This window comes from Chromatocurvus halotolerans, assembly GCF_004340525.1.
In the GTDB taxonomy this organism is placed as follows: domain Bacteria; phylum Pseudomonadota; class Gammaproteobacteria; order Pseudomonadales; family Halieaceae; genus Chromatocurvus; species Chromatocurvus halotolerans.
Genome location: NZ_SLWX01000002.1, coordinates 1 through 20,957, shown reverse-complemented (window position 1 = coordinate 20,957; position 20,957 = coordinate 1). Strand labels below are relative to the sequence as shown.

At 62.6% G+C, this 20,957-nt stretch carries 18 protein-coding genes; 10 read left to right on the top strand and 8 right to left on the bottom strand.

Translation table 11 applies throughout. The annotated features are described in order from the left end of the window. Nucleotides 1-5 precede the first annotated feature (5 nt). Together EV688_RS02275 and EV688_RS02270 are read right to left on the bottom strand one after the other, a co-directional pair. Entirely contained in the window at nucleotides 6-905 is a 900-nt protein-coding gene (locus EV688_RS02275) for a prenyltransferase (protein WP_117314382.1), read from the bottom strand. Then, nucleotides 902-1,810 (bottom strand): heme-dependent oxidative N-demethylase family protein, encoded by a 909-nt coding sequence (locus tag EV688_RS02270; protein WP_117314380.1) that lies wholly within the window; start codon nucleotides 1,808-1,810, stop codon nucleotides 902-904. The genes EV688_RS02275 and EV688_RS02270 overlap by 4 nt, the downstream gene beginning before the upstream one ends. Before the next feature lie 227 nt (nucleotides 1,811-2,037). On the opposite strand from EV688_RS02270, the gene msbA reads away from it, so the two are divergent. The 5 genes from msbA to EV688_RS02245 are packed head-to-tail and all read left to right on the top strand — an operon-like array spanning nucleotide 2,038 to nucleotide 7,336. Then, the gene (msbA, locus tag EV688_RS02265) at nucleotides 2,038-3,864 is read left to right on the top strand and encodes a lipid A export permease/ATP-binding protein MsbA (RefSeq protein ID WP_117314378.1); all 1,827 of its coding nucleotides are present in this window, start codon (nucleotides 2,038-2,040) and stop codon (nucleotides 3,862-3,864) included. Further along, nucleotides 3,851-4,813, top strand: coding sequence for a mitochondrial fission ELM1 family protein (locus tag EV688_RS02260; RefSeq protein WP_162883753.1), 963 nt, complete (start codon nucleotides 3,851-3,853; stop codon nucleotides 4,811-4,813). The genes msbA and EV688_RS02260 overlap by 14 nt, the downstream gene beginning before the upstream one ends. Beyond that, nucleotides 4,810-5,937 (top strand): glycosyltransferase family 4 protein, encoded by a 1,128-nt coding sequence (locus tag EV688_RS02255; protein WP_117314374.1) that lies wholly within the window; start codon nucleotides 4,810-4,812, stop codon nucleotides 5,935-5,937. The genes EV688_RS02260 and EV688_RS02255 overlap by 4 nt, the downstream gene beginning before the upstream one ends. Further along, nucleotides 5,937-6,602, top strand: coding sequence for a YrbL family protein (locus EV688_RS02250; RefSeq protein WP_117314372.1), 666 nt, complete (start codon nucleotides 5,937-5,939; stop codon nucleotides 6,600-6,602). The genes EV688_RS02255 and EV688_RS02250 overlap by 1 nt, the downstream gene beginning before the upstream one ends. Then, nucleotides 6,590-7,336 (top strand): methyltransferase domain-containing protein, encoded by a 747-nt coding sequence (locus EV688_RS02245; protein WP_117314370.1) that lies wholly within the window; start codon nucleotides 6,590-6,592, stop codon nucleotides 7,334-7,336. Before EV688_RS02250 ends, EV688_RS02245 begins: the two co-directional genes overlap by 13 nt. A 9-nt stretch (nucleotides 7,337-7,345) precedes the next feature. Here EV688_RS02245 and EV688_RS02240 read toward each other — a convergent pair whose 3' ends face one another. Genes EV688_RS02240 through EV688_RS02230 form a run of 3 tightly spaced genes read right to left on the bottom strand, consistent with a single transcriptional unit; the run spans nucleotide 7,346 to nucleotide 9,759 of the window. After that, the gene (locus EV688_RS02240) at nucleotides 7,346-8,044 is read right to left on the bottom strand and encodes a hypothetical protein (RefSeq protein ID WP_117314368.1); all 699 of its coding nucleotides are present in this window, start codon (nucleotides 8,042-8,044) and stop codon (nucleotides 7,346-7,348) included. Between the two features lie 4 nt (nucleotides 8,045-8,048). Further along, entirely contained in the window at nucleotides 8,049-8,873 is an 825-nt protein-coding gene (locus EV688_RS02235) for a polysaccharide deacetylase family protein (RefSeq protein WP_117314366.1), read from the bottom strand. Between the two features lie 46 nt (nucleotides 8,874-8,919). Further along, the gene (locus tag EV688_RS02230) at nucleotides 8,920-9,759 is read right to left on the bottom strand and encodes a lysophospholipid acyltransferase family protein (RefSeq protein ID WP_117314364.1); all 840 of its coding nucleotides are present in this window, start codon (nucleotides 9,757-9,759) and stop codon (nucleotides 8,920-8,922) included. A 109-nt stretch (nucleotides 9,760-9,868) separates the two neighbouring features. On the opposite strand from EV688_RS02230, the gene EV688_RS02225 reads away from it, so the two are divergent. Then, the gene (locus EV688_RS02225; RefSeq protein WP_117314361.1) at nucleotides 9,869-10,615 is read left to right on the top strand and encodes a creatininase family protein; all 747 of its coding nucleotides are present in this window, start codon (nucleotides 9,869-9,871) and stop codon (nucleotides 10,613-10,615) included. A 6-nt stretch (nucleotides 10,616-10,621) separates the two neighbouring features. On the opposite strand, the gene metC is transcribed toward EV688_RS02225, so the two are convergent. Next, nucleotides 10,622-11,812 (bottom strand): cystathionine beta-lyase, encoded by a 1,191-nt coding sequence (gene metC / locus EV688_RS02220; protein ID WP_117314359.1) that lies wholly within the window; start codon nucleotides 11,810-11,812, stop codon nucleotides 10,622-10,624. A gap of 68 nt (nucleotides 11,813-11,880) precedes the next feature. On the opposite strand from metC, the gene EV688_RS02215 reads away from it, so the two are divergent. After that, the gene (locus EV688_RS02215) at nucleotides 11,881-12,960 is read left to right on the top strand and encodes a glutathione S-transferase family protein (protein ID WP_205686447.1); all 1,080 of its coding nucleotides are present in this window, start codon (nucleotides 11,881-11,883) and stop codon (nucleotides 12,958-12,960) included. A gap of 43 nt (nucleotides 12,961-13,003) precedes the next feature. Beyond that, a complete protein-coding gene (locus tag EV688_RS02210) occupies nucleotides 13,004-15,454 on the top strand; it encodes a fatty acid cis/trans isomerase (protein WP_117314356.1) in 2,451 nt (816 codons plus the stop codon). Nucleotides 15,455-15,478: 24 nt separating this feature from the next. On the opposite strand, the gene EV688_RS02205 is transcribed toward EV688_RS02210, so the two are convergent. Both EV688_RS02205 and EV688_RS02200 read right to left on the bottom strand, forming a co-directional pair. Beyond that, nucleotides 15,479-17,947, bottom strand: coding sequence for a zinc-dependent metalloprotease (locus EV688_RS02205; protein WP_240624176.1), 2,469 nt, complete (start codon nucleotides 17,945-17,947; stop codon nucleotides 15,479-15,481). Further along, a complete protein-coding gene (locus EV688_RS02200) occupies nucleotides 17,947-18,375 on the bottom strand; it encodes a PaaI family thioesterase (protein WP_117314355.1) in 429 nt (142 codons plus the stop codon). Before EV688_RS02200 ends, EV688_RS02205 begins: the two co-directional genes overlap by 1 nt. 191 nt (nucleotides 18,376-18,566) lie before the next feature. Between EV688_RS02200 and tdh the strand changes: the two genes are divergently transcribed. Together tdh and EV688_RS02190 are read left to right on the top strand one after the other, a co-directional pair. Further along, entirely contained in the window at nucleotides 18,567-19,598 is a 1,032-nt protein-coding gene (gene tdh, locus EV688_RS02195; RefSeq protein ID WP_117314756.1) for an L-threonine 3-dehydrogenase, read from the top strand. 4 nt (nucleotides 19,599-19,602) lie between these two features. Further along, on the top strand, nucleotides 19,603-20,793 hold the full coding sequence (locus tag EV688_RS02190) for a glycine C-acetyltransferase (RefSeq protein WP_117314352.1): 1,191 nt from the start codon (nucleotides 19,603-19,605) through the stop codon (nucleotides 20,791-20,793). Nucleotides 20,794-20,957: the final 164 nt, after the last annotated feature.

Here is a 20,957-nt window from a genome sequence, read left to right as displayed (position 1 = left end):
TGCCATCAGCTGATGGCAATGCCAAGGGCGAGCAGCAGCGGCGTCGCCAGCGTCAGGGCCACGTGCTGCGCCATGTGGGGCACCAGCGCGGGCACCGAGTCCTGATGCCGACGCAGACCGCGGTATGCCAGTGCAGCGACGGGAATCGTCGCCAGACTCAGCAGACCCATAGGCGGCAACACCTTGAAGATCACGGCGACAACCACGGAAACATAGGCCGCAAAAAGAAAGACCCCGTAAACCGCCACGCCCGCGGGACCGCCCCAGACCAGCAACAGGTGATTGCGACCAGCCCAGCGATCCGCTTCACGATCCGGGAACTGGTTGATCAGCAACAGGTCGCTGACCATGAACAGCGGCAGCAGGGACACCATCAGAGCGGTAGTGCTGTACACACCGGTGAGCACATAGTAGACCCCGAGCACCATCAGTGGCCCGAACCCGACACCCGGCGCCAGCAGGCACAGCAGCGGCGAGCGCGTCAGCCAACGGGTATACAGCACGATGATCAGAACACCCGCCAGGCCAAGAGGCAGAATACCGACGCCGCGCAGGCGAATGAAGTAAACGCCCACGGCTATCACAATACACAGCGTCGCAACGGCAACAACCAGTGCGTAATGCGCTTTATCCGGATTGGCCGGCAGCACGCCGGTACCGCCGCTGAACGGCGTTCGCTCGGTCCGGAAATCGAGGCCGCTGCGGAAATCCTCATACTCGTTGAGCGCATTGACACTGATGTGCGCCGCCAGGGCGCCCGCCGCAGCCAGAGCAAGATGAACAGCGTTCACACTGTGACCATCGTGAACCGCTGCAGCCCAGCCGAGCAGCACACAGACGGGCACCAGCAAAAGAAATGGTGCGCGCATCGGCCCGAGGGCGGCCGCGAAATGGGCATTGATCACGTAGGCGACCTCCGGGGCCAGTGGATTTCAGCTGCGGATTTTAGCCGGTATTGCTCCAGCGCGTCTCGCAGTGAGGGAAATCCTTTATACCTGGCCAGCGCCGGTGGCGTGGCATCGACAGCCGAAACCAGCGCGTCAATAGCGCCTGGCACCGTGCTGAGTGCCGCCAGCGGGTGCAGGAAAACGCGAATCGTGAATGCAATGGCTCCACTGCAGGGCAGCCGTCGCAGTGTCTGACGCTCCACCCGGTAATAGAGAATGGTGTCACTGCTCGCCGTGGCCTCAGGCGCAGCGGGGTGAAACAGGCCGGGATCGCTCTGTAACGCCCAGTTGAAGCGGGATACCGGGCGCTCGGGGCTGATGTGGACAAAGAAACGCTCAATGCGCGGGGTGAGCTGCCGATGTATTCCCGGAATCGGGTCGTGAACTGCCCGTATCGGCTGTCCGAGCTTGTCCTGCAGACGCCAGTGGCTTGGACTGGCAAGGCTTGCCGCGGCCAGCAGGTAACCATTCGCCGAGGGTTGCATAATGACGAGGTCGTCTGCCACCAGCAGGGACGCCTGCCACAGTGGCTCCGGGTCCGCTTCCGTCAGCGCGACGTGGAAGCCGCCCGCAGCGCTGCTTATCCCACTGCCATCGCGCCGATAGGCGTCGGCATGGTCCTCCAGCAAGTGCCCGCACAGCAGCGACAGCAGTTCCTGCTGCGCCTCTAGGGACCCGGGGAGCGCTGCGTACACGGCGTGACCGTGCAGCTGTCGCATCGCCAGCGTATGCTGATGAAAATGTGACAGGCTGGTATCCGTCTCGATCCAGTCCCCCGGATCCAGTGGGCGCAGTCCCATCGACATTACCTCCGGCGTGGCGAGGTGCGGAATGTGTCGGGGGACGCTGTCGTCATGTATCACGGCATTTTCTCCTGTCCTGCCTGCAAATGGTCACCGCTGACTGCCATGCTTTACGCCCCTGTCGCCGGTCATGCCGCCCCGCCTGTTAGGCGAGCCGCGCCCGATACCGTACAATTGCAGATTGGGCATTCCCGGCAGATACGGCAGCACCGCATGATCACCCTACACCCCGGCAAGTCAAGGAAGGCCAGACTCCGACACCCGCCAGACGGAATACTACCGATCGCATGAGCCACGACAGTCCAGGCAGCCCAGCGCCCTCTGGCTGGCGTACCTACCGCCGTCTGCTGGTTTACGTGAAGGCCATCTGGCCGGCGTTTCTCCTCAGTCTTATCGGTTTCATGCTGTACGCGCTCACCCAGTCGGCGTTTGCCGGGCTTATGCAGTATCTCCCCAATGCTTTCGCGACCCTGCCCGCCGACACCACCGAACTCGCCGCGTGGGAACTGGCGCTCAATCTTGATTCGCCGGAGGGGATCCGGGTTTTCCTGCCCGTGGCATTGCTGGTCATTGTCAGCCTGCGAGGTATCGGATCCTATCTCGGCGGCTACTACATCACGTATGTGGCTCGCAACGTCGTCAATCAGCTGCGGGTAGACCTGTTCCGGCATATCAACCTGATGCCGGGCAGTTTCTTCAGCCAGAACAATTCCAGCCAGCTCGTTTCCATCATCACCTACAATGTAGAACAGGTCACATCGGCCGCCTCCAACGCCATCAAGGTGGTGGTCCGTGAGGGCCTGACCGTAATCGCTCTCATGGCCTATATTTTTTACCTGAACTGGAAACTGTCCCTGCTTTTCCTGGCGGTCGCGCCACTGATCGCGCTGATCATCGGCTTTGCCTCCGGGCAGTTCAAGAAATACAGCCGTCGGATACAGACGTCCATGGGCGGGATTACCCAGGTCACGACCGAGGCGATCCGCGGGTTTCCCGTGGTTCGCAGCTTTGGTGGCGTGCGCTATGAGAATCAACGCTTCAGTGAACGCAGCGGTTATGCACTGAAACAGGATCTCAAGCTCGCCCGGGTCAACGAGATCAGTACGCCGGTGATCCAGTTTCTGACCTTCGGCGCCATTGCGGGACTGTTCTGGCTGGGACTCGACCCGGAGCTGCGCGGCGGCATGACGGCCGGAGAGTTCCTCACCTATATTACCGCAGCTAGCCTCGTCGCCAAGCCACTCCGGCAGCTAAGTAACATCAACGCCGGCATACAGCGGGGGATTGCAGCCAGCGAGAGCATCTTTGCGATTCTCGACCAGCCAGTGGAGCCAGATCGCGGCACGCGCAGCCTCGATAACCCGCGAGGACGCATTGAATGCCGGCACCTTAGCTTCCGTTACCAGCCAGGGGATACGCCAGTACTTCAGGATATCAATCTGATCATAGAGCCCGGAGAAACCGTGGCCGTCGTCGGGCGTTCCGGCGCCGGCAAGTCAACTCTGGCGTCCCTCGTAGCCGGTTTCACGCCGCCGCCCGCGGGGTGTATTTTCATCGACGATATTGCCATGGAGGACATCCGACTCGAGTCGCTGCGCCGCCACGTGGCTGTCGTCAACCAGCACACCGTACTGTTCGAGGCAAGTATTGCCGACAATATCGCCTACGGCGAACTTCGCGGCGCCAGCGAGGAGGCGATACGTCGCGCCGCAGACGACGCCCACGCCAGCGAGTTCATCGCACAGCTGCCAGACGGCATGGCAACCCAGGTCAACGAGGACGCCAACGATCTCTCAGGCGGGCAGCGCCAGCGCCTCGCTCTTGCCCGCGCATTCCTCAAGGACGCCAGAATCCTGGTGCTCGACGAAGCCACCTCGGCACTCGATGCCCACTCGGAAATGCTCATCCAGCAGGCACTGACGCGTATCACCGAGGACCGCACGACACTGATCATCGCGCATCGTCTGTCTACCGTGGAGCGCGCGGATCGCATTATCGTGCTGGAAGCCGGGCGTATCGTGGAAATCGGCACGCACGCGGAACTGGTTGCCAACGACGGCCCCTATGCCGACCTCTACCGGCAACAATTCAGCGATAGCGATGCTGCACGCTGAGCGGCCCCACGCCAGTACCGCCGCGGCTTCCGAGGCGATCAGGATCTGGCTGCTGTCGGACGGCAAGGCGGGACACGAGGCACAGCTCCAGGGTCTGGGACAGGCGCTGGCGCGACGCCGGCCGGTGACGGTCACATGGATAGACGTGGCGAGCCGGCGCGCGGGCTGGACAGATCTGCTGCGTGGCCGCTATCCGGACCTGACGGCGTCAAATACTCCGACAATCGCCGTTGGCGCCGGCCATGCCACGCATCGCCAGCTGCTGACGCTGGGCCGGGCGAGTGGTTGCCTGACCTGTGTGCTGATGCGCCCAAGCCTTCCCCTGCGCTGTTTCGATACGGCCGTCGTACCGCGCCACGACCTGCCGCCGCAAAGCCCACGGGTACTGGTCACCGAGGGTGTTCTCAACCCCATTCTGCCGGCCACGAAGGTGGACGACAGCCGCGGCCTGATTCTGCTTGGCGGGCCGTCACGACATTTCCATTTCCCTGTCGACGACGTCTGTACCCGGGTCGCGTTACTGTGTCAGCGTTTTCCCGGGATGCAGTGGACTGCCAGCACCTCGCGCCGAACACCGGACGGTACGATCGCCGCCCTGGCGGCGAAGGCGGTAGCAAACCTGCAGGTGATATCACACACCGATACGCCGCAGGGATGGGTTGCGCAGATGCTGTCAGGCTGTGCGCAGGCATGGATTACCGAGGATAGTGTTTCCATGGTTTACGAGGCGCTGAGCGCCGGCACGGCAACCGGGTTGCTTGCCCTGCCCACAGTCCGCGCCGGGCGGCTGCAGCACGGCATGGAGAATCTGCACCGTCGCAACATGATCAACCTGCTCGACCCGATTCTGGCCGGTCAGTCGCCGCAGCGGCCAGCGCAGCCGCTGCAGGAGGCCGCTCGCGCCGCAGACTGGCTGCTGCAGAAACTGCCGGAAAGGGTGCTGACATGAAGGTTCTGCAGGTTCTGCCGGCGCTGAACAGCGGGGGCGTGGAGCGCGGCACGCTGGAAATGGGCACTGCCCTGGTCAAGGCCGGCCATGAGTCCTGGGTGATCTCGGGCGGAGGTCAGCTGGTCTCTCGCCTCGAGCGTCAGGGGTCAACGCACGTGCAGTGGTCACTCGGCAAAAAATCCCCACTGTCACTGCTTCAGGTGCCAGGACTGCGACGCTGGCTGACCCGACAGCGCTTTGACATTGTCCACCTGCGCTCGCGCATGCCCGCCTGGCTGGTCTGGCTTGCCTGGCGCGGCATGCCTGCTGCGACACGGCCACACCTTGTGACCACTGTGCATGGTCTGCACTCGGTCAGCCGTTACAGTGCGATCGTGACCTGCGGCGAGCGCGTCATCGTCGTCTCGGAGTCAGTGCGGCGCTATGTCACGGAAAACTACCCTGACTGCGATCCCGCGAAGCTTCGGCTGGTGTATCGCGGTATCAACCCGGCGCAGTTCCCGCCCGGTTACCGGCCGCCGGAACACTGGCTGCGCCGCTGGTACCGACAATATCCCCAGCTGCTGGAACACGACGTGATCACGCTGCCGGGGCGGCTGACACGCCTGAAGAATCACACGGACTTTCTGCGGATACTCGCGGGGCTGCGCGCCCGTGGCCGCAGCGTGAAAGGCCTGATCGTTGGCGACGAAGACCCCGGACACAGAGCATACGCACAGGAAATTCACGACCTGGCGATGGACATGGGGCTGTCGGATCACGTGCTGTTTACCGGACACAGGAACGACATGCGGGAAATCTATGCCATGTCCAGCGTCGTCCTGTCCCTGTCGAATCGGCCGGAGTCTTTCGGTCGCACGGTGCTGGAGCCGCTGAGCATGCAGGTTCCGGTGGTCGCCTACAATCACGGTGGCGTCGGCGAGATAATGCAGGCGCTGTTCCCGGAGGGTGCGGTGCCCTGCGGCGCCATCGAAGAGGCGGTAGAAAAAGTCGATGCCGCACTGCGGCAGGCCCTGCCGCCGCCGCGCGCCAACACGACATTTCTGCTCTCGCGCATGTGTGAGGACACCCTGGCGGTTTACCGTGAGCTGCTGGAAACCCAGCGCGACAGGACGGAACACTGATGCAGCAGGTATTGCTCAGTGATGAGAAACCCTTGTTCATCGGCGGCACACGTCGGGTTTTCCAGCATCCGGACTACGCCGACCGGTGCATCAAGGTCCTGCGTTCAGACCGCACCGGGGCCGCCCGTCGCGCGCAGAAACGCGGCTGGAAGCAGCTGCTGCCGGCTTCCGCCTTCGATGACCAGATCAAGGAGATACGTGCCTACCAGCAGCTTTTGGCATCCACCCCCGACCTGACGCCGGTCTGGCAGCACGTTCCTGAATACTTCGGCACGGTGACCACAGACTGCGGACTCGGCATTGTAACGCGGCTGTACCGCAACCACGACGGCAGCTGGCCACGGAATCTCGAGCAACGCCTGCCGCGCGGACTGACGCCGGCGCTGTGTGATGGGATAAAGGCCTTTGCTGACGTCATGGCGCGATACCGCGTATTGACCCGCGACCTTCTGCCACACAACATGATCGCGGTTGAGCACGCCGACGGCAGCGTACAGGTACTGGTGGTCGATGGCATCGGTAGCGCAGACTTCATCCCGCTCGCCGCCTGCTCACAGCGCGCCGCGCGCGCCAAGGTTCAGCGCAAGCTGAAGCGGCTGGAGGGTCGTGTTCGCATGCTGCTACCCCTCTGCGATCAGGAGAAGGTTCAACTGTGCAATTTCTGAAACCGGTGGAAGTTCGCCTGCGCCAGTGGCGCAATCGCCTGGCACCCTGGCGCTACCGCGGCAGCGCCGTGCACTGTCCGGTATGCGAGGCAGACTTCAGTCGCTTCCTGCCGGCGGGGACCGGCGCGCGCTATCGCGAAAACGCCGTATGCCCCCTGTGCCGGGCGCGCGAACGCGACCGTCTGACCTGGCTGTTCCTGCAGCGCAACACGCAGCTTTTCGACAAACCGCTGCGATTGCTGCACGTTGCGCCCGAACCGCGGCTCGCAGACTTTTTCCGCCAGCGCGCCGGCACCGGCTATATCAGCGCCGACCTGATGCGCCGTGATGTCGATTTCCGGCTGGACGTGAGTGCACTGCCGTTCCGGGATGCCTGCCTCGACGCCATCTATTGCAGCCATGTCCTGCAGGATGTGCCCGACGATCGCGCGGCCCTGGCCGAGTTCCGCCGCACGCTGCGTCCGGGGGGATGGGCGATTCTCAACGTCCCGCTGCACGCCGAGACCACCTGCGAGAACGTACGCCCGGATAATGTCCGACCGCGCTTCGACAGGCGCCCGGACGAGCACCTGCGGCAGTATGGTCACGATTATCTGCAGCGACTTGAGGAAGCCGGATTCACCGCCAGCGTTACCCGGCCCGGAGACCTCGAGTCGAGCGAAGCACAGCGCAGTCGCCTTGGCATCGACGGTCCCCGCACCGGCTATGTGCACAGCGTTATCAGGCCAGGCTGACGCCAGTTGTCACGGCCCGTCGAAGCGGTAGTTCATCAACGCGATCTCGCGGCGATACAGCATCTCGACACGTGCCCGCGCCTCGTCGTCGTAGTAGGTGGGCCATGGCTTGCGGTCAATCGCGATGCCGGTTTTCTCACCCGGCAGCACTGCTGGAACCGGAAGTCCGGTACGTGAGCCCAGCTCACGCAGTGCCGACGGTAGATCCCGATAGTCAAAGACACGATCCACCAGCAGTTGATCACCCGACATGTACAGGTCCGCATCCAGCGGCAGTCTGTGGGGTTTACCCATCACCCAGGATTTGAAAGAGGGCATGGACCGCGACTGCCCGTCGCGTTTCCACAGATAGTAGGACACGAGCTTGTCCCAGGGATTGCGCTCCATGCAGAAGGTAAAGTACGACTGCCAGACACCCTCACCCACCAGCTCGCGCACCCGCCATGCCGGCATATGCTCATAAAAATACGCGCCGAGGCGTGGCGAATGCCGTGACAGCAGTTTACGTACCCAGCGGTGCCGGCCATAGGCGCGGCCAATCCGCGTGTCGGGCAGATAATTGCGCGGCACACCCGACTGCAGGTTGGTCTCCATGTGCGACACGACATCCTCTTTCGCGCACAGGGGCCCAAGACCCATTTCCAGACTGCTGCCCGCGGTCTTGTGCGTCTTGATAAAAATGAAGCGATAGCGATGACTGATGATCATCCGGCTATACCCAGGTCCGCCAGCCCATCCGCATGCCGAGGCGGAAGATGAGCTGCCCTTTTTTGCCCGATACCTTGACACGCTTCAGTTCAAAACGCTCGGTCTGCAGGTCACGGCTGATACCGGGACGCGTTGTCACTGCGCCCAGGAAGCCGGCCTCGCGGACCAGCGCCACGTCCAGGCTGTCATAAATCCCGAAGGGGTAGGCGTAGGTTTGCAGCGGCACGCCAAAACGTCTCTCCAGCGCCGACTTGCTCTCCACGATTTCCGCACGCCGCGTCGCGGGGTCCAGCTTGCTGAAATCGGCATGGGTCGCGCTGTGCCCTCCCAGCTCGAAACACCCGGACGCCAGGAGCGTCTCGACCTCGGCATCCGTCAGCTTCGGCTCGCGCGCCAGTTCGCCCTCATCATGGTGCTGTTTCTTCTTCACCGACCAGTCGTTGTCATGGCGGTGCTGAACCAGGTAAAGCGTGGCCACCGCGCCGTGGCGCTGCAGAATCGGCAGTGCGCTATGCAGGTTGTCCGCGTAGCCATCATCGAAGGTGATCACGCAGACCTTTTCGGAGCCAGGCTGACGCACGGCATCTGCCGATAGCACATCGGACAGGAATCGGAACTGCCAGCCATGACGACGAAGCCAGGCGAGCTGGCGCTCTAACTGCTGCGGGGATACGCGCAGTCCATTGAAGCGGGCACCCGGCACGGGCTCGCAGATCATGTGGTACATGAGAATCCGCGGCAGTGTTATGGGTACCGCCGGCTTCCACCAGGGATAACGGAGTGACCCTATCAACGCCAGCAATACGGTGAAAACTATAGCGATCGTCATCAACAGGCAATATCCTCGTCCAGCCCCGCGACATGACGCAAGCGTATCATGGGGCCTTGCGTCGCCAGCGGCGGCTGCTCCAGAGATAGGTCTCTGGCTGCTCCCGGATGCACTGCTCTGCAAGGGCGACGTAGCGCTCGGTAATGGCGTTCTCCGGGCAGTCGTGCGGCGGCATCGACAGGCTGTGGAAAACGGCCTCATAGTGCCCTCTGCCGAGGCGACGGCACTGGATAAAAATCACCGGCGCATCAACCGCACGCGCCATCTGGTCCGCCCCGCGGTAGAAACTCGCCTCTCTGCCGAGAAACTGCGTACGGTAGCCGTGGCGTGACGCCGACTGATCGGCCACCAGGGCATACGCGACGCTATGGTGACGATTGCGCAACACCGATCTGAACGCCCGCTGCATGGGCAGCGGACTGCTGCCGAAGCGGCTGCGCATGGCAACGGCGAACGCGTCCCAGCGCGGGCTGTGCAGCGGTTTGTAGACGGCGTGAATCGGCGTATCCAGCGACAGCGTCGCAGCGTGCAGCATCCACTCCCAGTTACCCTGATGTATCGCCAGCACGAGCATCGGCACCCCACGATCGCGGATCGCCGCTTCGAACAGCTGGGGATTGCGCAGCGTGACGCGGGAGGTGAACGCCGAGCGCGGCAAGGCGCTCGCAGCGATAACCTCTACCACCAGATCGGCAAGGTAGCGATAGAAGGCTCGTTCGATGCGACGCTGCTCGGCTACCGGCCGCTCGGGCAGCGCCGCAGCGATGTTCTCACGCACCACCCGACGTCGATAGCGAAGCACTCTGTAAAGCAGGAAGGACAGAACGCCGGACAGCAGATAAAGCGCGCGCAACGGCACGCGGGCAAGCAGAGAAATGATTGGCATTGTGTCGCTTTATTGTCCCGGAACCACAAGGGAGCTGACAGTATACCGGCTCTGTCCATGGTATTCTGCGATGGTCGAAAGACAACCGAGACCGTTCTGGAGAAACGCCATGCAGCTGGCATTATCAACCTGGTGCGATGTCGAAGACTATCTTCGCAGCAGCAAGGCACTTGTCGTGCCCATCGGCTCCATGGAGCAGCACGGCCCCACCGGCCTGATAGGAACAGATGCCCTGTGTCCCGAAATCATCGCCCGGCGCGCGGGCGAGCGCGATAACTTTCTTGTTGGTCCGACATTCAACGTCGGCTGCGCACAGCACCATCTCGGATTTCCCGGCACCATCACCCTGCGTCCGTCGACGATGATTGCCGCGCTTGAGGACTGGTGCGCATCCCTCTCCCGACACGGTTTCCGGCGCATCTACTTTCTCAACGGGCACGGCGGCAATACGGCGACGCTGCACGCTGCCTTCGCCGAAATCTATGCGCGGCGAAGCCTGAATCCGGCAGCGCCGGAGGAAAGCGCGCTGACCCTGCGCGCGCGAAACTGGTGGGAGCTTCCGGCAGTGATGGAAACCTGTCGACAGCTGCACCCCAGCAACGATGGCATGCATGCCACGGCTTCGGAAATCGCCGTGACATGGGCGGCTTATCCCGAGCAAAAGCGCACGCGCAAGCTGCAGCCAAAAGTCGCGCCCGTGAATACCTTCACCGATGCCAACCATTACCGGGAAAACTTTCCCGACGGTCGCATTGGCTCTGACCCGTCTCAGGCGACGGCTGCGAACGGCGAGAAAATCATTGCCGCGGCGGTGGATGCGCTGATCACCGACTTCCGACGCTTCGAAAGCAGCTGATCGCCATCAGCGTGCAGCGGCGGCAAATGCGCCTTCAAGGTCTGCAGTCAGATCATCGATTGACTCGAGACCGGCATGCAGGCGCAGCAAACGCTGATCGGGACCCAGCGCCAGTCGCGTCGACAGCGTCCGCACCGGCCGCATGGGCAGGGCCAGGCTTTCAAAGCCACCCCAGGAATAACCCATACCGAAAAGCGCCAGGGCATCGAGGAACCGGGCCAGCCGCTCCTCGTCGAAACCGTCCAGCACCACCGCGAACAGACCACTGGCGCCGCAGAAGTCACGCCTGAAAATGGCATGGCCCGGGTGCTCCGGGCGCCCCGGATGCAGAACCTGTGACACCTCGGATCGCTGCGCCAGATACTCTGCCAGGGCAATGCCGGCAGCCTCGTGTGCCGCAAGGCGTACCGCGAGCGTACGCAGACCGCGTCGCGCCAGAAAGCAGTCATCGGGCGCAAGATGACTGCCGGTGGCCAGGGCATACCGATGCAGTCGGTCATACAGTGTGTTGTCGCGGCACGTCACTACGCCATAGAGGCAATCGGCGTGGCCGTTGAGATATTTCGTGCCGGACTGAATGGCAAGATCAACGCCGTGATCCAGCGGATTGAACAGAAGCGGTGTCGCCCAGGTGTTGTCAATTGCCGTGAGAATGCCTCGCCCGGCGGCCAGAGAAACGATCGCGGGAACATCCTGCACCTCGAACGTCGCTGACCCGGGCGATTCCATGAACACCAGGCGCGTGTTCTCCCTGAACAGGGACTGCAGTTCCGCAGTGCCTGCACAGGGGTCGTAGAAGGTGGTTTCCACGCCAATGTCAGCCAGGTATCCCAGACAGAAGTTGCGGGTGGGGCCGTAGGTCGAGTCCACCATCAGCAAATGGTCACCCGGACGCAGAAAACACTGCAGCGTGGCGGCGATAGCGGCAACGCCGGAAGGAAACAATACCGCGCCAACGCTGTTGTCCAGAGCGGAGAGCGCGTCCTCGAGTGAACGGGTGGAAGGTGTCCCCATGCGGCCGTAGTACATCGAATCGCGACTCAGTGGATCGGCCTCCCCCCGGCGCAGGTCTGCGTAGGTCGGGAAAAGCACGGTCGAAGCGTGGTAGACGGGTGTCGCCACGACACCGTAGGCGTTATCGGGATCGTGCACCAGTCGGGTCTGTACAGACAGGTCTGCACCGCTCTTCTGCTTCATGCCTCCTCCATTCCGGTGATTGACCGCACCGATCATAGCAGGCTCGCGCCCCGGGAAGGCCACCCGCCATGGCACGCCGCCATCCGCGGCGTATTCCGCGCGGCAATTTTGCCATGGACGCCCCCCGGGATGTTTGCGACAGTAAGCCTCCGGCCACTCCCGGCCAGGAGCCACCGGGGCATACCTGCATGACCGATATCGTTCTCCACCAGTATGCGGATTCACCGTTTTCCGAAAAGATCCGCTTGCTGCTGGGCTACAAGCACGCCACCTGGAAGCGTGTGGAGATACCCGTGATCATGCCGAGACCCGACCTGATGCCATTGACTGGCGGTTACCGCCGAACTCCGGTGATGCAGCTTGGTGCCGACATCTACTGTGACTCGGCGCTGATCGCACGGGTCATAGATCACATCCTCCCCGAGAACAGTATCTACCCCGCGGGGAACGAGGCAACCGTCAACGCCGCCGCGCGCTGGACCGACAGCGAGTTTTTCCGCATCTGTATCTCCGTGGCCTTCCAGCCCAGGGCTTTGGCACAGAGCCCCTTGTTCTCAGACCCACAGGCGGCCGACGCCTTCATGCGCGACCGGCGTGAACTCACCGGAGGGACGAGCCTCACCATGCCGCTGGCAACCGCCCTGCCCGCATTTCACGGCCATCTGGCGCGCCTGGACCGTCAGTTGGGGTCGAGCGCCTTTCTGTTCAACAGCACGCCCACCGAAGCGGACTTTTCCACCTATCATTGCTGCTGGTTTGTCTGGCGCAACCCGGCGCTGGAAACCGAATTTGCCCCCTATCCCCACCTGCTCAAATGGATGGATGTCATGCGCGAATTCGGCCACGGTGATGCCACGGAACTGTCCTCCGCGGACGCCGTTGAGCTGGCTCGCCGTGTGTCACCCCGGGTGGCTGACGGCAAATCGCTGGCGCCGATGGACGGACTCAGGCCTGGCGAAGACGTGCAGGTCATGGCAACGGACTACGGTCGGCAGCCGGTGGCAGGTGTCCTCATGCAGTCGACGCTGGAGCATATCAGCCTGCTGCGTGAGCACCCCCGGGTAGGCACTGTTGCTGTCCACTTTCCGCGTCAGGGATTCCAGGTCGAGAGAACAACGGCGGACGCAGGGAGCCAGCACGGTGATTGATGGATTCTCCAGGAGCCGGCAGTCGGCCCTGCTATATCTTTTTATGGCCGCGACACTCTGCCTCAACCAGATGGTCGCCGCCGACAACGCGCAGACGCCAGAGGCAGATAACCCCGACAACCAGCTGCATACGATAAACACATCGCTGCGCTCGGGCTTTGACCAGCTTAAACAGCTGTTTACCCGGCAGAAAGAGTATGCGTGGCAGGATCGGGAGACAGCGAAAGAGCAAAGCCACGACTTCGAGCGGGATATCCTGCCCGTGCTGTACGACAAATGCCTGGCCTGTCACGCCTGCTACGACGCCCCCTGCCAGCTGAAATTCGATAACGTTGCAGGGCTTGAACGCGGCGCCTCGAAAATACGGGTCTATAGTGGTCTGCGGCTGGGAGACACACCGCCTACACGCCTGGGTATCGATGCGCAGACTGCCGCAGAGTGGCGCCGGCGCGGCTTCTTCAGCGTCCTGGACGCGCCACAGGAAGGCGGCCAGGAAACGCTGCCGCTGCTGCAGTCCATGATTGACTTTGGCAGAGAGAATCCGCTGCCGCAGCAGGACCCCATCCCGGACGAGATCCGCCTCGACCTGTCGCGCAGGCATGCCTGCCCCGAGCCCGGCGAATTTGCGCGCTATCGCGAACAGAACCCCCATGGCGGCATGCCGCTGGTCATGGCAGGGCTCACGGATGGCGAGTATGACAGGCTGTCTCGCTGGATCAGGGAAGGCGCTCTCATAGCGTCGACAGAAAGGGACGGCAGCGCCGACGCCGCCGACTCAACGCATACCGAAGAGATCCGGCAGTGGGAGCGCTGGCTGAATCGCGACGATAAACGCGCCAGGCTACTCGCCCGTTATCTGTACGAGCATCTGTACCTCGGTCACCTGTATCTGGAGAGCGGCGAAGGTGCAAACAGCCGCTTCTATGCCCTCATACGGTCGCGCACCGCTGCCCCGGCTGCACCCCGGCCGGTGGCCACTCTGCGGCCGAATGATCCGGTAGAGGGTGATTTCCATTATCGTCTTGCGCGCATTGACGACAGCATCGTCCACAAGACCCACATCATTTACCGCTTTGATCGCGCGCGACGCCGGGAACTCATGGACCTGTTCGACAGCCAGGACTGGTCTGTCGATACACTGCCCGGGTATGACAGCGATGCGCGCGCCAACCCCTTCGAGACCTTCGCCGCCATTCCACCCCGGCTGCGCTACCGTTTTCTGCTCAACGACGCGCTGTACTTTGTGCGCAATTTCATTCGAGGACCCGTCTGTCGCGGACAGATCGCCACCGATGTCATTCGCGATCAGTTCTGGGTCATGTTCGAATCGCCGGCAGAAGAACGTTTCACCAACCGCAAGGCCTACCGCGAGGAGGTCAGCCCATTGCTGGGCGTGCCCGGACAGAAAAGCTCACTGATCTCGCTGGGACCGGAGTGGCTCGACTACAAGGCGGTACGCAACCGCTATCTTGACAGGCGAACCCTTCGCTACGCCGAAGACTTTCCCCAGGGCCCGGGCCTGTCCCAGGTCTGGAACGGTGAGACGCATAACCCGAATGCCTTCCTGACCATTTTCCGCCATCATGACAGCGCTTCCGTCATGGCCGGTTGGCAGGGGGAACAGCCGCGTACAACCTGGCTGATGGATTATCCGCTGCTGGAAAGAACCTACTATGAGCTGGTGGTGGGCTTCAATGTCTTTGGCAGCGTCTCCCACCAGGCGCAGACACGACTCTATTTTGACCTCATACGCAACGAGGCGGAAACCAACTTTCTGCGACTGCTGCCGCCCGACCGGCGCAAGGCCAGGTACGACAGCTGGTACCAGAACAGCGGCAAGCTGAAGATGCTCATGACCTACCACGATCTGGATACCACGACACCGACGCAGGTCCTGCCAGGCACAGACGACAGCTATACCCGGGTGCTGCAGCAGTTGAAAAAAAGAAGCCCCGAACTCACCGGTACCAGCGACGCCATCAACAGGCCGGAGACCGATCACTGGTCACCAGGGCTGACACCTGAGCAGCGCGACACGCACAGAACGCTGCGAGTGCTGGCTGCACGCCCCGCCAGCGACCTGGACCTGGTGCGCTGGATGCCGGAAACCACCTTCCTGCGTGTGGATCATGCGGACGGCAGCCGCGAAGCCCTGACACTGCTGCGCAATCGACGACACAGCAACGTGGCTTTCATGCTGGGCGAATCACTGCGCTATCAGGAGGGGCACGACACTCTGAGCATCCTTCCCACGCTGGTCGGCAGCTACCCCAACCTGATGTTGCGCGTGGACGCGGAGGAACTGGGAGACTTCGTCGGCACCCTGCTGGATGTGGACAGTGAGGCCGCGATGCAGGCGATGGTCGGGCGCTGGGGGCTGCGGCGCATGGATCCGGACATCTGGCCGGTGTTCCACAGCTTCCGGGATCTGCTCGAGACGCAGGCGCCGCTGGAAGCCGGCGTTTACGACCTCAATCGCTACGGCCGCTGGTAACAGCGTGGCAGCCGCCGGCAACCATCATCCCCCGATGGGAGAGCCCGGCGGCAGGTCACGCGACTGCAGCGGTGGCAGAAGCGCCGGACTGCGGCGGAACTCCTCGATCAGCGACAGCTGGTAGGCGTAAAAGGCCGCGTAACCGGGCGGCGCCTGGTGCTGTCGACGCATGAAGCGCGCCGCGGATTCCAGCGCAGCGAGGCTTTCCGCACGCACCTCCGGAGCGACCTCTGGTGCCTGCACCAGCTTGCGCCAGGCCGAGAGCAATGTCGCCGCCGTGCGCTGCTGCAGCAGCGCCAGGTAGCCGTCTTCCGTGACCGTGGGTAGCAGATTCTCCTGCAGCTGGGCAAACAGCAGTCCCACGCCAATATGTGCCGAATCATCCGCGTGCTGCAGCGCCAGCCGGGCGAGCCGCTCGGGCTCAAGCAGAATGTCCAGCGTGTGCTGTACCGAGGCCTCCGCCAGGGACACAGGATCCAGCTGCCGTCCCATGTAGCCTCCGGCACTTTCACGCGTGCGCTCATAGCCATAGGCTTTTGGCGGTATGGCGCGGCGCAGCGATTCGTCCAGCGCAAGAAACTCCGGGCGCAGCGTTCTCATCAGCGCCAGCAGTGCCCGGCGCTGCCTGACCGCAGACACCGGGCGGTAGGCATAGTCGTCACCGCCCTCACGCACCGCATAGCGGTAATCGATGCCGCCAATCCACTTGCCGACGGCTTCGGCCTGGTAGCGGTGATGGAAATACACCGGGACCAGTATCTCCTCGAGATCCGAAAATGGACGACCATTGGCAATACTGCGATGACCGAAACGACTCAGGGCATGCTCGCGCAGATCGATCAATCGCTCCAGTTCGGCGACGGCGTCGGCGCCGTTGTCCCAAAGATGACTGCGCGGGTGTGCCTGTCGACTCGCTCTTGAGTCGGGGTCGGAAATGAAGGCGTAGCCGCCAGACCGCGCGTCCTCCAGCAGGCCCGACAGGGCTGCCAGCTCGGTCTCGCCCGGCGGCAGGTCCGCGTAACCATAGCGGATACTTATCCTGTCCCAGTCCCCGATGCCACTCGCATAGGCATCATCCAGCGCAACCTCGCCATCCGCATCCAGCGCTATCCGGGGATGCGGGTAGTCCATCACCGACGCGCGTCCCCGGGCGCTGGCGACGAAATTGTGCGCCAGCCCCAGCGTGTGGCCTACCTCGTGCGCGGAGAGCTGTCGTATCCGGTCCAGCGCCAGCGCAGAAATGTCATCGGTGTCTTCGTCGCCCTCCGTGAACGGCGATGTCATACCCTGGGCAATAAGGTAATCCTGCCGCACGCGCAGCGAGCCCAGAGTCACGTGACCTTTGATGATCTCACCGGTGCGCGGGTCGGTGATGCTCGAACCGTAGGACCAGCCGCGCGTGGCGCGGTGTACCCACTGGATGACGTTGAAGCGCACGTCCATGGGGTCGGCATCCTCGGGCAGCATCTCGACCCGGAACGCATTTTCATAGCCTGCAGCGGCAAAGGCATCATTCCACCAGCGCGCCCCATCCAGCAAAGCGCCGCGCACGGGCTCCGGCGTGCCGGGGTCAAGGTAGTAGATAATAGGCTCGACGGGTTCACTGCTGTCCGCCGCTGGATTCTTTTTCACGAGGCGATGCCGGCGGATATAGCGCTGCACAATCGGCTCTTCAATCGCCGCCGCATAATCACGGTAGGTAAATGCGCCAAAACCGGATTCCGGCAGAAAAAGGCGCGGCTGGTAGCCGGGCTCCGGCAGCGCCACGAAACTGTGATGCATTCGCACGCTGAAGCTGTGCGGATCTGGCGCGACATCCTCCAGGTACTGACCCGGATTATCGCCAGTAAAGGTGACCGTCGCCTCGAACTCGGTATTGCGCGGAAAACTGCGGATGCGTGGGTAGTAAAGCCCGGAGCGACTGGCATCGTGCCGGAAATCGCCTTGCCCGCGATCGCGCAGGTTGCGCGCTATGCCGTGGCTGTCGCGCAGCAGGAAATCCGTGGCATCCAGCAGCAGCTGCCCGTCACTGCGGGCAACCACCGGAAAGCCCCAGAGCACCGAACTGGCAAATGCCTCTTCCACGGAGCGGCGCTCGGCATCGCTGCCCGAGTTCGCGCGAAACTGCGTGTTCAGGCGACGCATCAGCACGCGATCCCCCACGGGCTCGAAACGTACCAGCGATGTCCCGTTCCGCGCCAACTGGCCGCGGTCAAAGCCCAGGTCATTCGACCCAACGCCCTGCGGCAGAGAGGCCTGATAAATCATCTGCGGCGGATCAGGCTGCAGGCTCAGATACACACGGCCCTTTTTCTCGTCGAGGTAGAACGGCAGAAAACCGCCAACCCGCTGCATGCCATCGGTAAAGGCCTCCAGAGCATCCACCGTCTGCGGCTCCCTGACCGTCTGCTCTGTATCGCCGCAGCCGGCGAGGAGAAAAAGACCCGCCGCGATCAGAAACGGCGACAGCAGGAGGCGGCGCGAGAGCTTCATCAGGCGACTTCCTTTTTGCGGATGAGGCGGGCTGTTGTGGTTGCCATGGCGGTAAGACGCCCATCGTCGGTATACAGCTCAGCGCTGAGAAAGGCGGTGCTCTGACCGACCCGATTGATGATGCCGACGGCGCGATAGACGCCGGCGCGTGAGGGTTCGAGAAAACTCACCTTGATCTCCAGGGTGGCGAGCGCCGTGACGCCGTCGACAAGCGCAAACGCGGCGTGCGATGCGGCCGCGTCAAGCATGGCCGTGACGAAGCCCCCCTGGATGATGTCGACGGAGTGACAGAAGTCGGTGCTGATGTCGAAGGCCATGGTGCAGGTTCCTGCATCACGATCCAGCGCCACAACCCGGCCACCGAGCATCCCGAGGAACGCCGGACGACGGGCGTTCAATGCCGGGATCACGGATTCTTCATTATTCATTGCTGTCACAGGTGCCTCGCTGTTATCGGTCCGATAACGCGCATTATTTCACTGATCGCCTGTCGCTTGAAGCCAGCGCCGCCGGGATTGAGGACTTGTAGGCACGAGAGCACCGCCAGGACTTGCATCCGGCGCGCCCTTCATCCACTATACTGGAATTATTCTTCTATACGAAACCCATGGAGGCCTTCATGCAGGCACTGGTAAAACGCGACGCTGCACCCGGGCTCAGCCTGGAAGAGGTGCCCGAGCCTCGCCCCGGCATTAACGACGTTCTCATAAAGGTACGGCGAACCGCGATCTGCGGCACGGATCTGCATATCTACAACTGGGATGCATGGGCGCAGAAGACGATAAAGGCGCCGATGACGATCGGCCATGAATTTGTCGGCGAAATCGTCGAGGTGGGCAGCAATGTCATCGACTTCAAGCCCGGGCAGATCGTGTCCGGCGAAGGTCACGTGGTCTGCGGCCGCTGCCGTAACTGCATGGCGGGCAGACGACACCTCTGCGCTCACACCAGTGGCATCGGCGTCAATCGTCCGGGGGCATTTGCCGAATACATGGTCCTGCCCATGTCCAATGTCTGGGAGCACGCCCCGGGCATTGATCTGGACGTTGCCGCCCTGTTCGATCCCTTCGGCAATGCCGTACACACGGCTCTGCAGAACGACCTGCTGGGTGAGGACGTGCTGATCACCGGCGCCGGCCCCATCGGCGCGATGGCGGCGGCCGTCTGTCGCCACGCCGGTGCGCGCCACGTCGTGATCACCGACGTTATCGATGCCAGGCTGGAGATGGCGAAAACCCTGGGTGCCACACACACCGTGAATGTCGGCCGCGACACCATCAGCGACCTGCAGAAGCAGCTGGGCATGCGCGAGGGCTTTGATGTCGGCCTGGAAATGTCCGGCAATCCTCAGGCTTTCAACGACCTTATTGCCAATATGTGCCACGGGGGCAAGATCGCCATGCTCGGCATCCCGGCGAAGGAGATGGCGATAGACTGGAGCACGGTGATTTTCAACATGCTCACCATCAAGGGAATTTACGGTCGCGAAATGTACGAGACCTGGTACAAGATGTCGGTGATGATCGATTCCGGACTGGATATTTCGCCGGTCATCACCCACCGTCTGAACTATCGGGAATTCGAGCAGGGCTTCACGGTGATGAACAGCGGCGAAGCGAGCAAGGTCATTCTCAACTGGGAGGAGCACTGAGAGTATGTACGGAACATTCGCGGAACACCTGCAGTCGGAGCTGGCGGACATAGATGCGGCCGGGCTGCGCAAGCACGAGCGCATCATCAGCACGCCCCAGGGCAACCGGGTGGGCATCGCCGGCGACGGCGAGCTGCTGAACCTGTGTGCCAACAACTATCTGGGCCTCGCCCAGCACCCCGAGGTGAATGCCGCCGCGCGCCAGGGACTCGAGCAGTGGGGCTATGGCATGGCGTCCGTGCGCTTTATCTGCGGCACACAGACACTGCACAAGACTCTCGAAGAACGACTCAGTGCGTTTCTCGGCTGTGAGGACACTATCCTCTACCCGTCCTGCTTCGATGCCAACGGCGGCCTGTTCGAGACTCTGCTCGGCCCCGAAGACGCGGTGATTTCCGACGAACTCAACCATGCCAGCATTATCGACGGCATCCGTCTGTGCAAGGCATCGCGCTACCGCTACCGCAACAACGACATGACCGACCTGGAAGCACAGCTCAAGGCGGCAGATGCCGCCGGTGCCCGCTTCAAGCTGATCACCACCGACGGTGTCTTTTCCATGGATGGCACCATTGCCCGCCTGGACGAGATCTGTGACCTTGCGGAGCGCTACGGCGCGCTGGTGCATTTTGACGACTGCCACGCCACCGGCTTCCTTGGCGCCAGCGGGCGCGGCACCCACGAGTTCCGCGACTGCATGGACCGGGTAGACATCATTACCGGCACGCTGGGCAAGGCCATCGGCGGCGGCAGTGGTGGCTTCACCTCCGCACATTCAGACATTGTTGCGCTGCTAAGGCAGCGTTCACGGCCCTACCTGTTCTCCAACACCGTCGCACCGCCGGTGGTGGCAGGCGCGATCCGCGCGCTCGAACTGGTCGACGAGGAACCGGCGCTGCGCGACCGCTTGCGTGACAATACGGCGGCGCTGCGCGATGGCCTTCAGTCGGCGGGCTTTGAACTGCTGCCCGGTGAGCACCCCATCGTCCCCGTCATGCTCCACGACGCCGCACTCGCTGCACGCTTTGCCGAGACCATGCTCGAGCTCGGCGTGTATGTCGTGGCGTTTTCCTTCCCCGTGGTCCCCCGCGGCAAGGCGAGGATACGCACGCAGATGTCTGCAGCGCTGAGTCAGGACGACGTTGCCATGGCAATCGACGCGTTCCGGGCCGCCAAGCAGCGGCTCGACATCTGATGGCTGGCGCCCGCGGGGCACGCGGGATTCAGGAGGGCAGATAATGTCCGGCCGAACCTGCCGCATGGTCCACTGATATGTTGTGACCTGTCAATCGCATTCTTCCAACTTTCATGTGCTATTTTTCATGTTTTCTGCCTTTTGCAGTAAGCCCTTGGAACAGA

What these genes read in the sequence shown, in the direction of transcription:
- EV688_RS02225 (WP_117314361.1), top strand. Translation starts at nt 9,869, where the DNA reads ATGCAGCTGGCATTATCAACCTGGTGCGATGTCGAAGACTATCTTCGC.
- EV688_RS02240 (WP_117314368.1), bottom strand. Translation starts at nt 8,044, where the DNA reads ATGATCATCAGTCATCGCTATCGCTTCATTTTTATCAAGACGCACAAG.
- msbA (WP_117314378.1), top strand. Translation starts at nt 2,038, where the DNA reads ATGAGCCACGACAGTCCAGGCAGCCCAGCGCCCTCTGGCTGGCGTACC.
- EV688_RS02215 (WP_205686447.1), top strand. Translation starts at nt 11,881, where the DNA reads ATGGCACGCCGCCATCCGCGGCGTATTCCGCGCGGCAATTTTGCCATG.
- EV688_RS02250 (WP_117314372.1), top strand. Translation starts at nt 5,937, where the DNA reads ATGCAGCAGGTATTGCTCAGTGATGAGAAACCCTTGTTCATCGGCGGC.
- EV688_RS02205 (WP_240624176.1), bottom strand. Translation starts at nt 17,947, where the DNA reads ATGAAGCTCTCGCGCCGCCTCCTGCTGTCGCCGTTTCTGATCGCGGCG.
- EV688_RS02210 (WP_117314356.1), top strand. Translation starts at nt 13,004, where the DNA reads ATGGCCGCGACACTCTGCCTCAACCAGATGGTCGCCGCCGACAACGCG.
- EV688_RS02190 (WP_117314352.1), top strand. Translation starts at nt 19,603, where the DNA reads ATGTACGGAACATTCGCGGAACACCTGCAGTCGGAGCTGGCGGACATA.
- EV688_RS02230 (WP_117314364.1), bottom strand. Translation starts at nt 9,759, where the DNA reads ATGCCAATCATTTCTCTGCTTGCCCGCGTGCCGTTGCGCGCGCTTTAT.
- EV688_RS02255 (WP_117314374.1), top strand. Translation starts at nt 4,810, where the DNA reads ATGAAGGTTCTGCAGGTTCTGCCGGCGCTGAACAGCGGGGGCGTGGAG.
- tdh (WP_117314756.1), top strand. Translation starts at nt 18,567, where the DNA reads ATGCAGGCACTGGTAAAACGCGACGCTGCACCCGGGCTCAGCCTGGAA.
- EV688_RS02260 (WP_162883753.1), top strand. Translation starts at nt 3,851, where the DNA reads ATGCTGCACGCTGAGCGGCCCCACGCCAGTACCGCCGCGGCTTCCGAG.
- EV688_RS02200 (WP_117314355.1), bottom strand. Translation starts at nt 18,375, where the DNA reads ATGAATAATGAAGAATCCGTGATCCCGGCATTGAACGCCCGTCGTCCG.
- metC (WP_117314359.1), bottom strand. Translation starts at nt 11,812, where the DNA reads ATGAAGCAGAAGAGCGGTGCAGACCTGTCTGTACAGACCCGACTGGTG.
- EV688_RS02235 (WP_117314366.1), bottom strand. Translation starts at nt 8,873, where the DNA reads ATGACGATCGCTATAGTTTTCACCGTATTGCTGGCGTTGATAGGGTCA.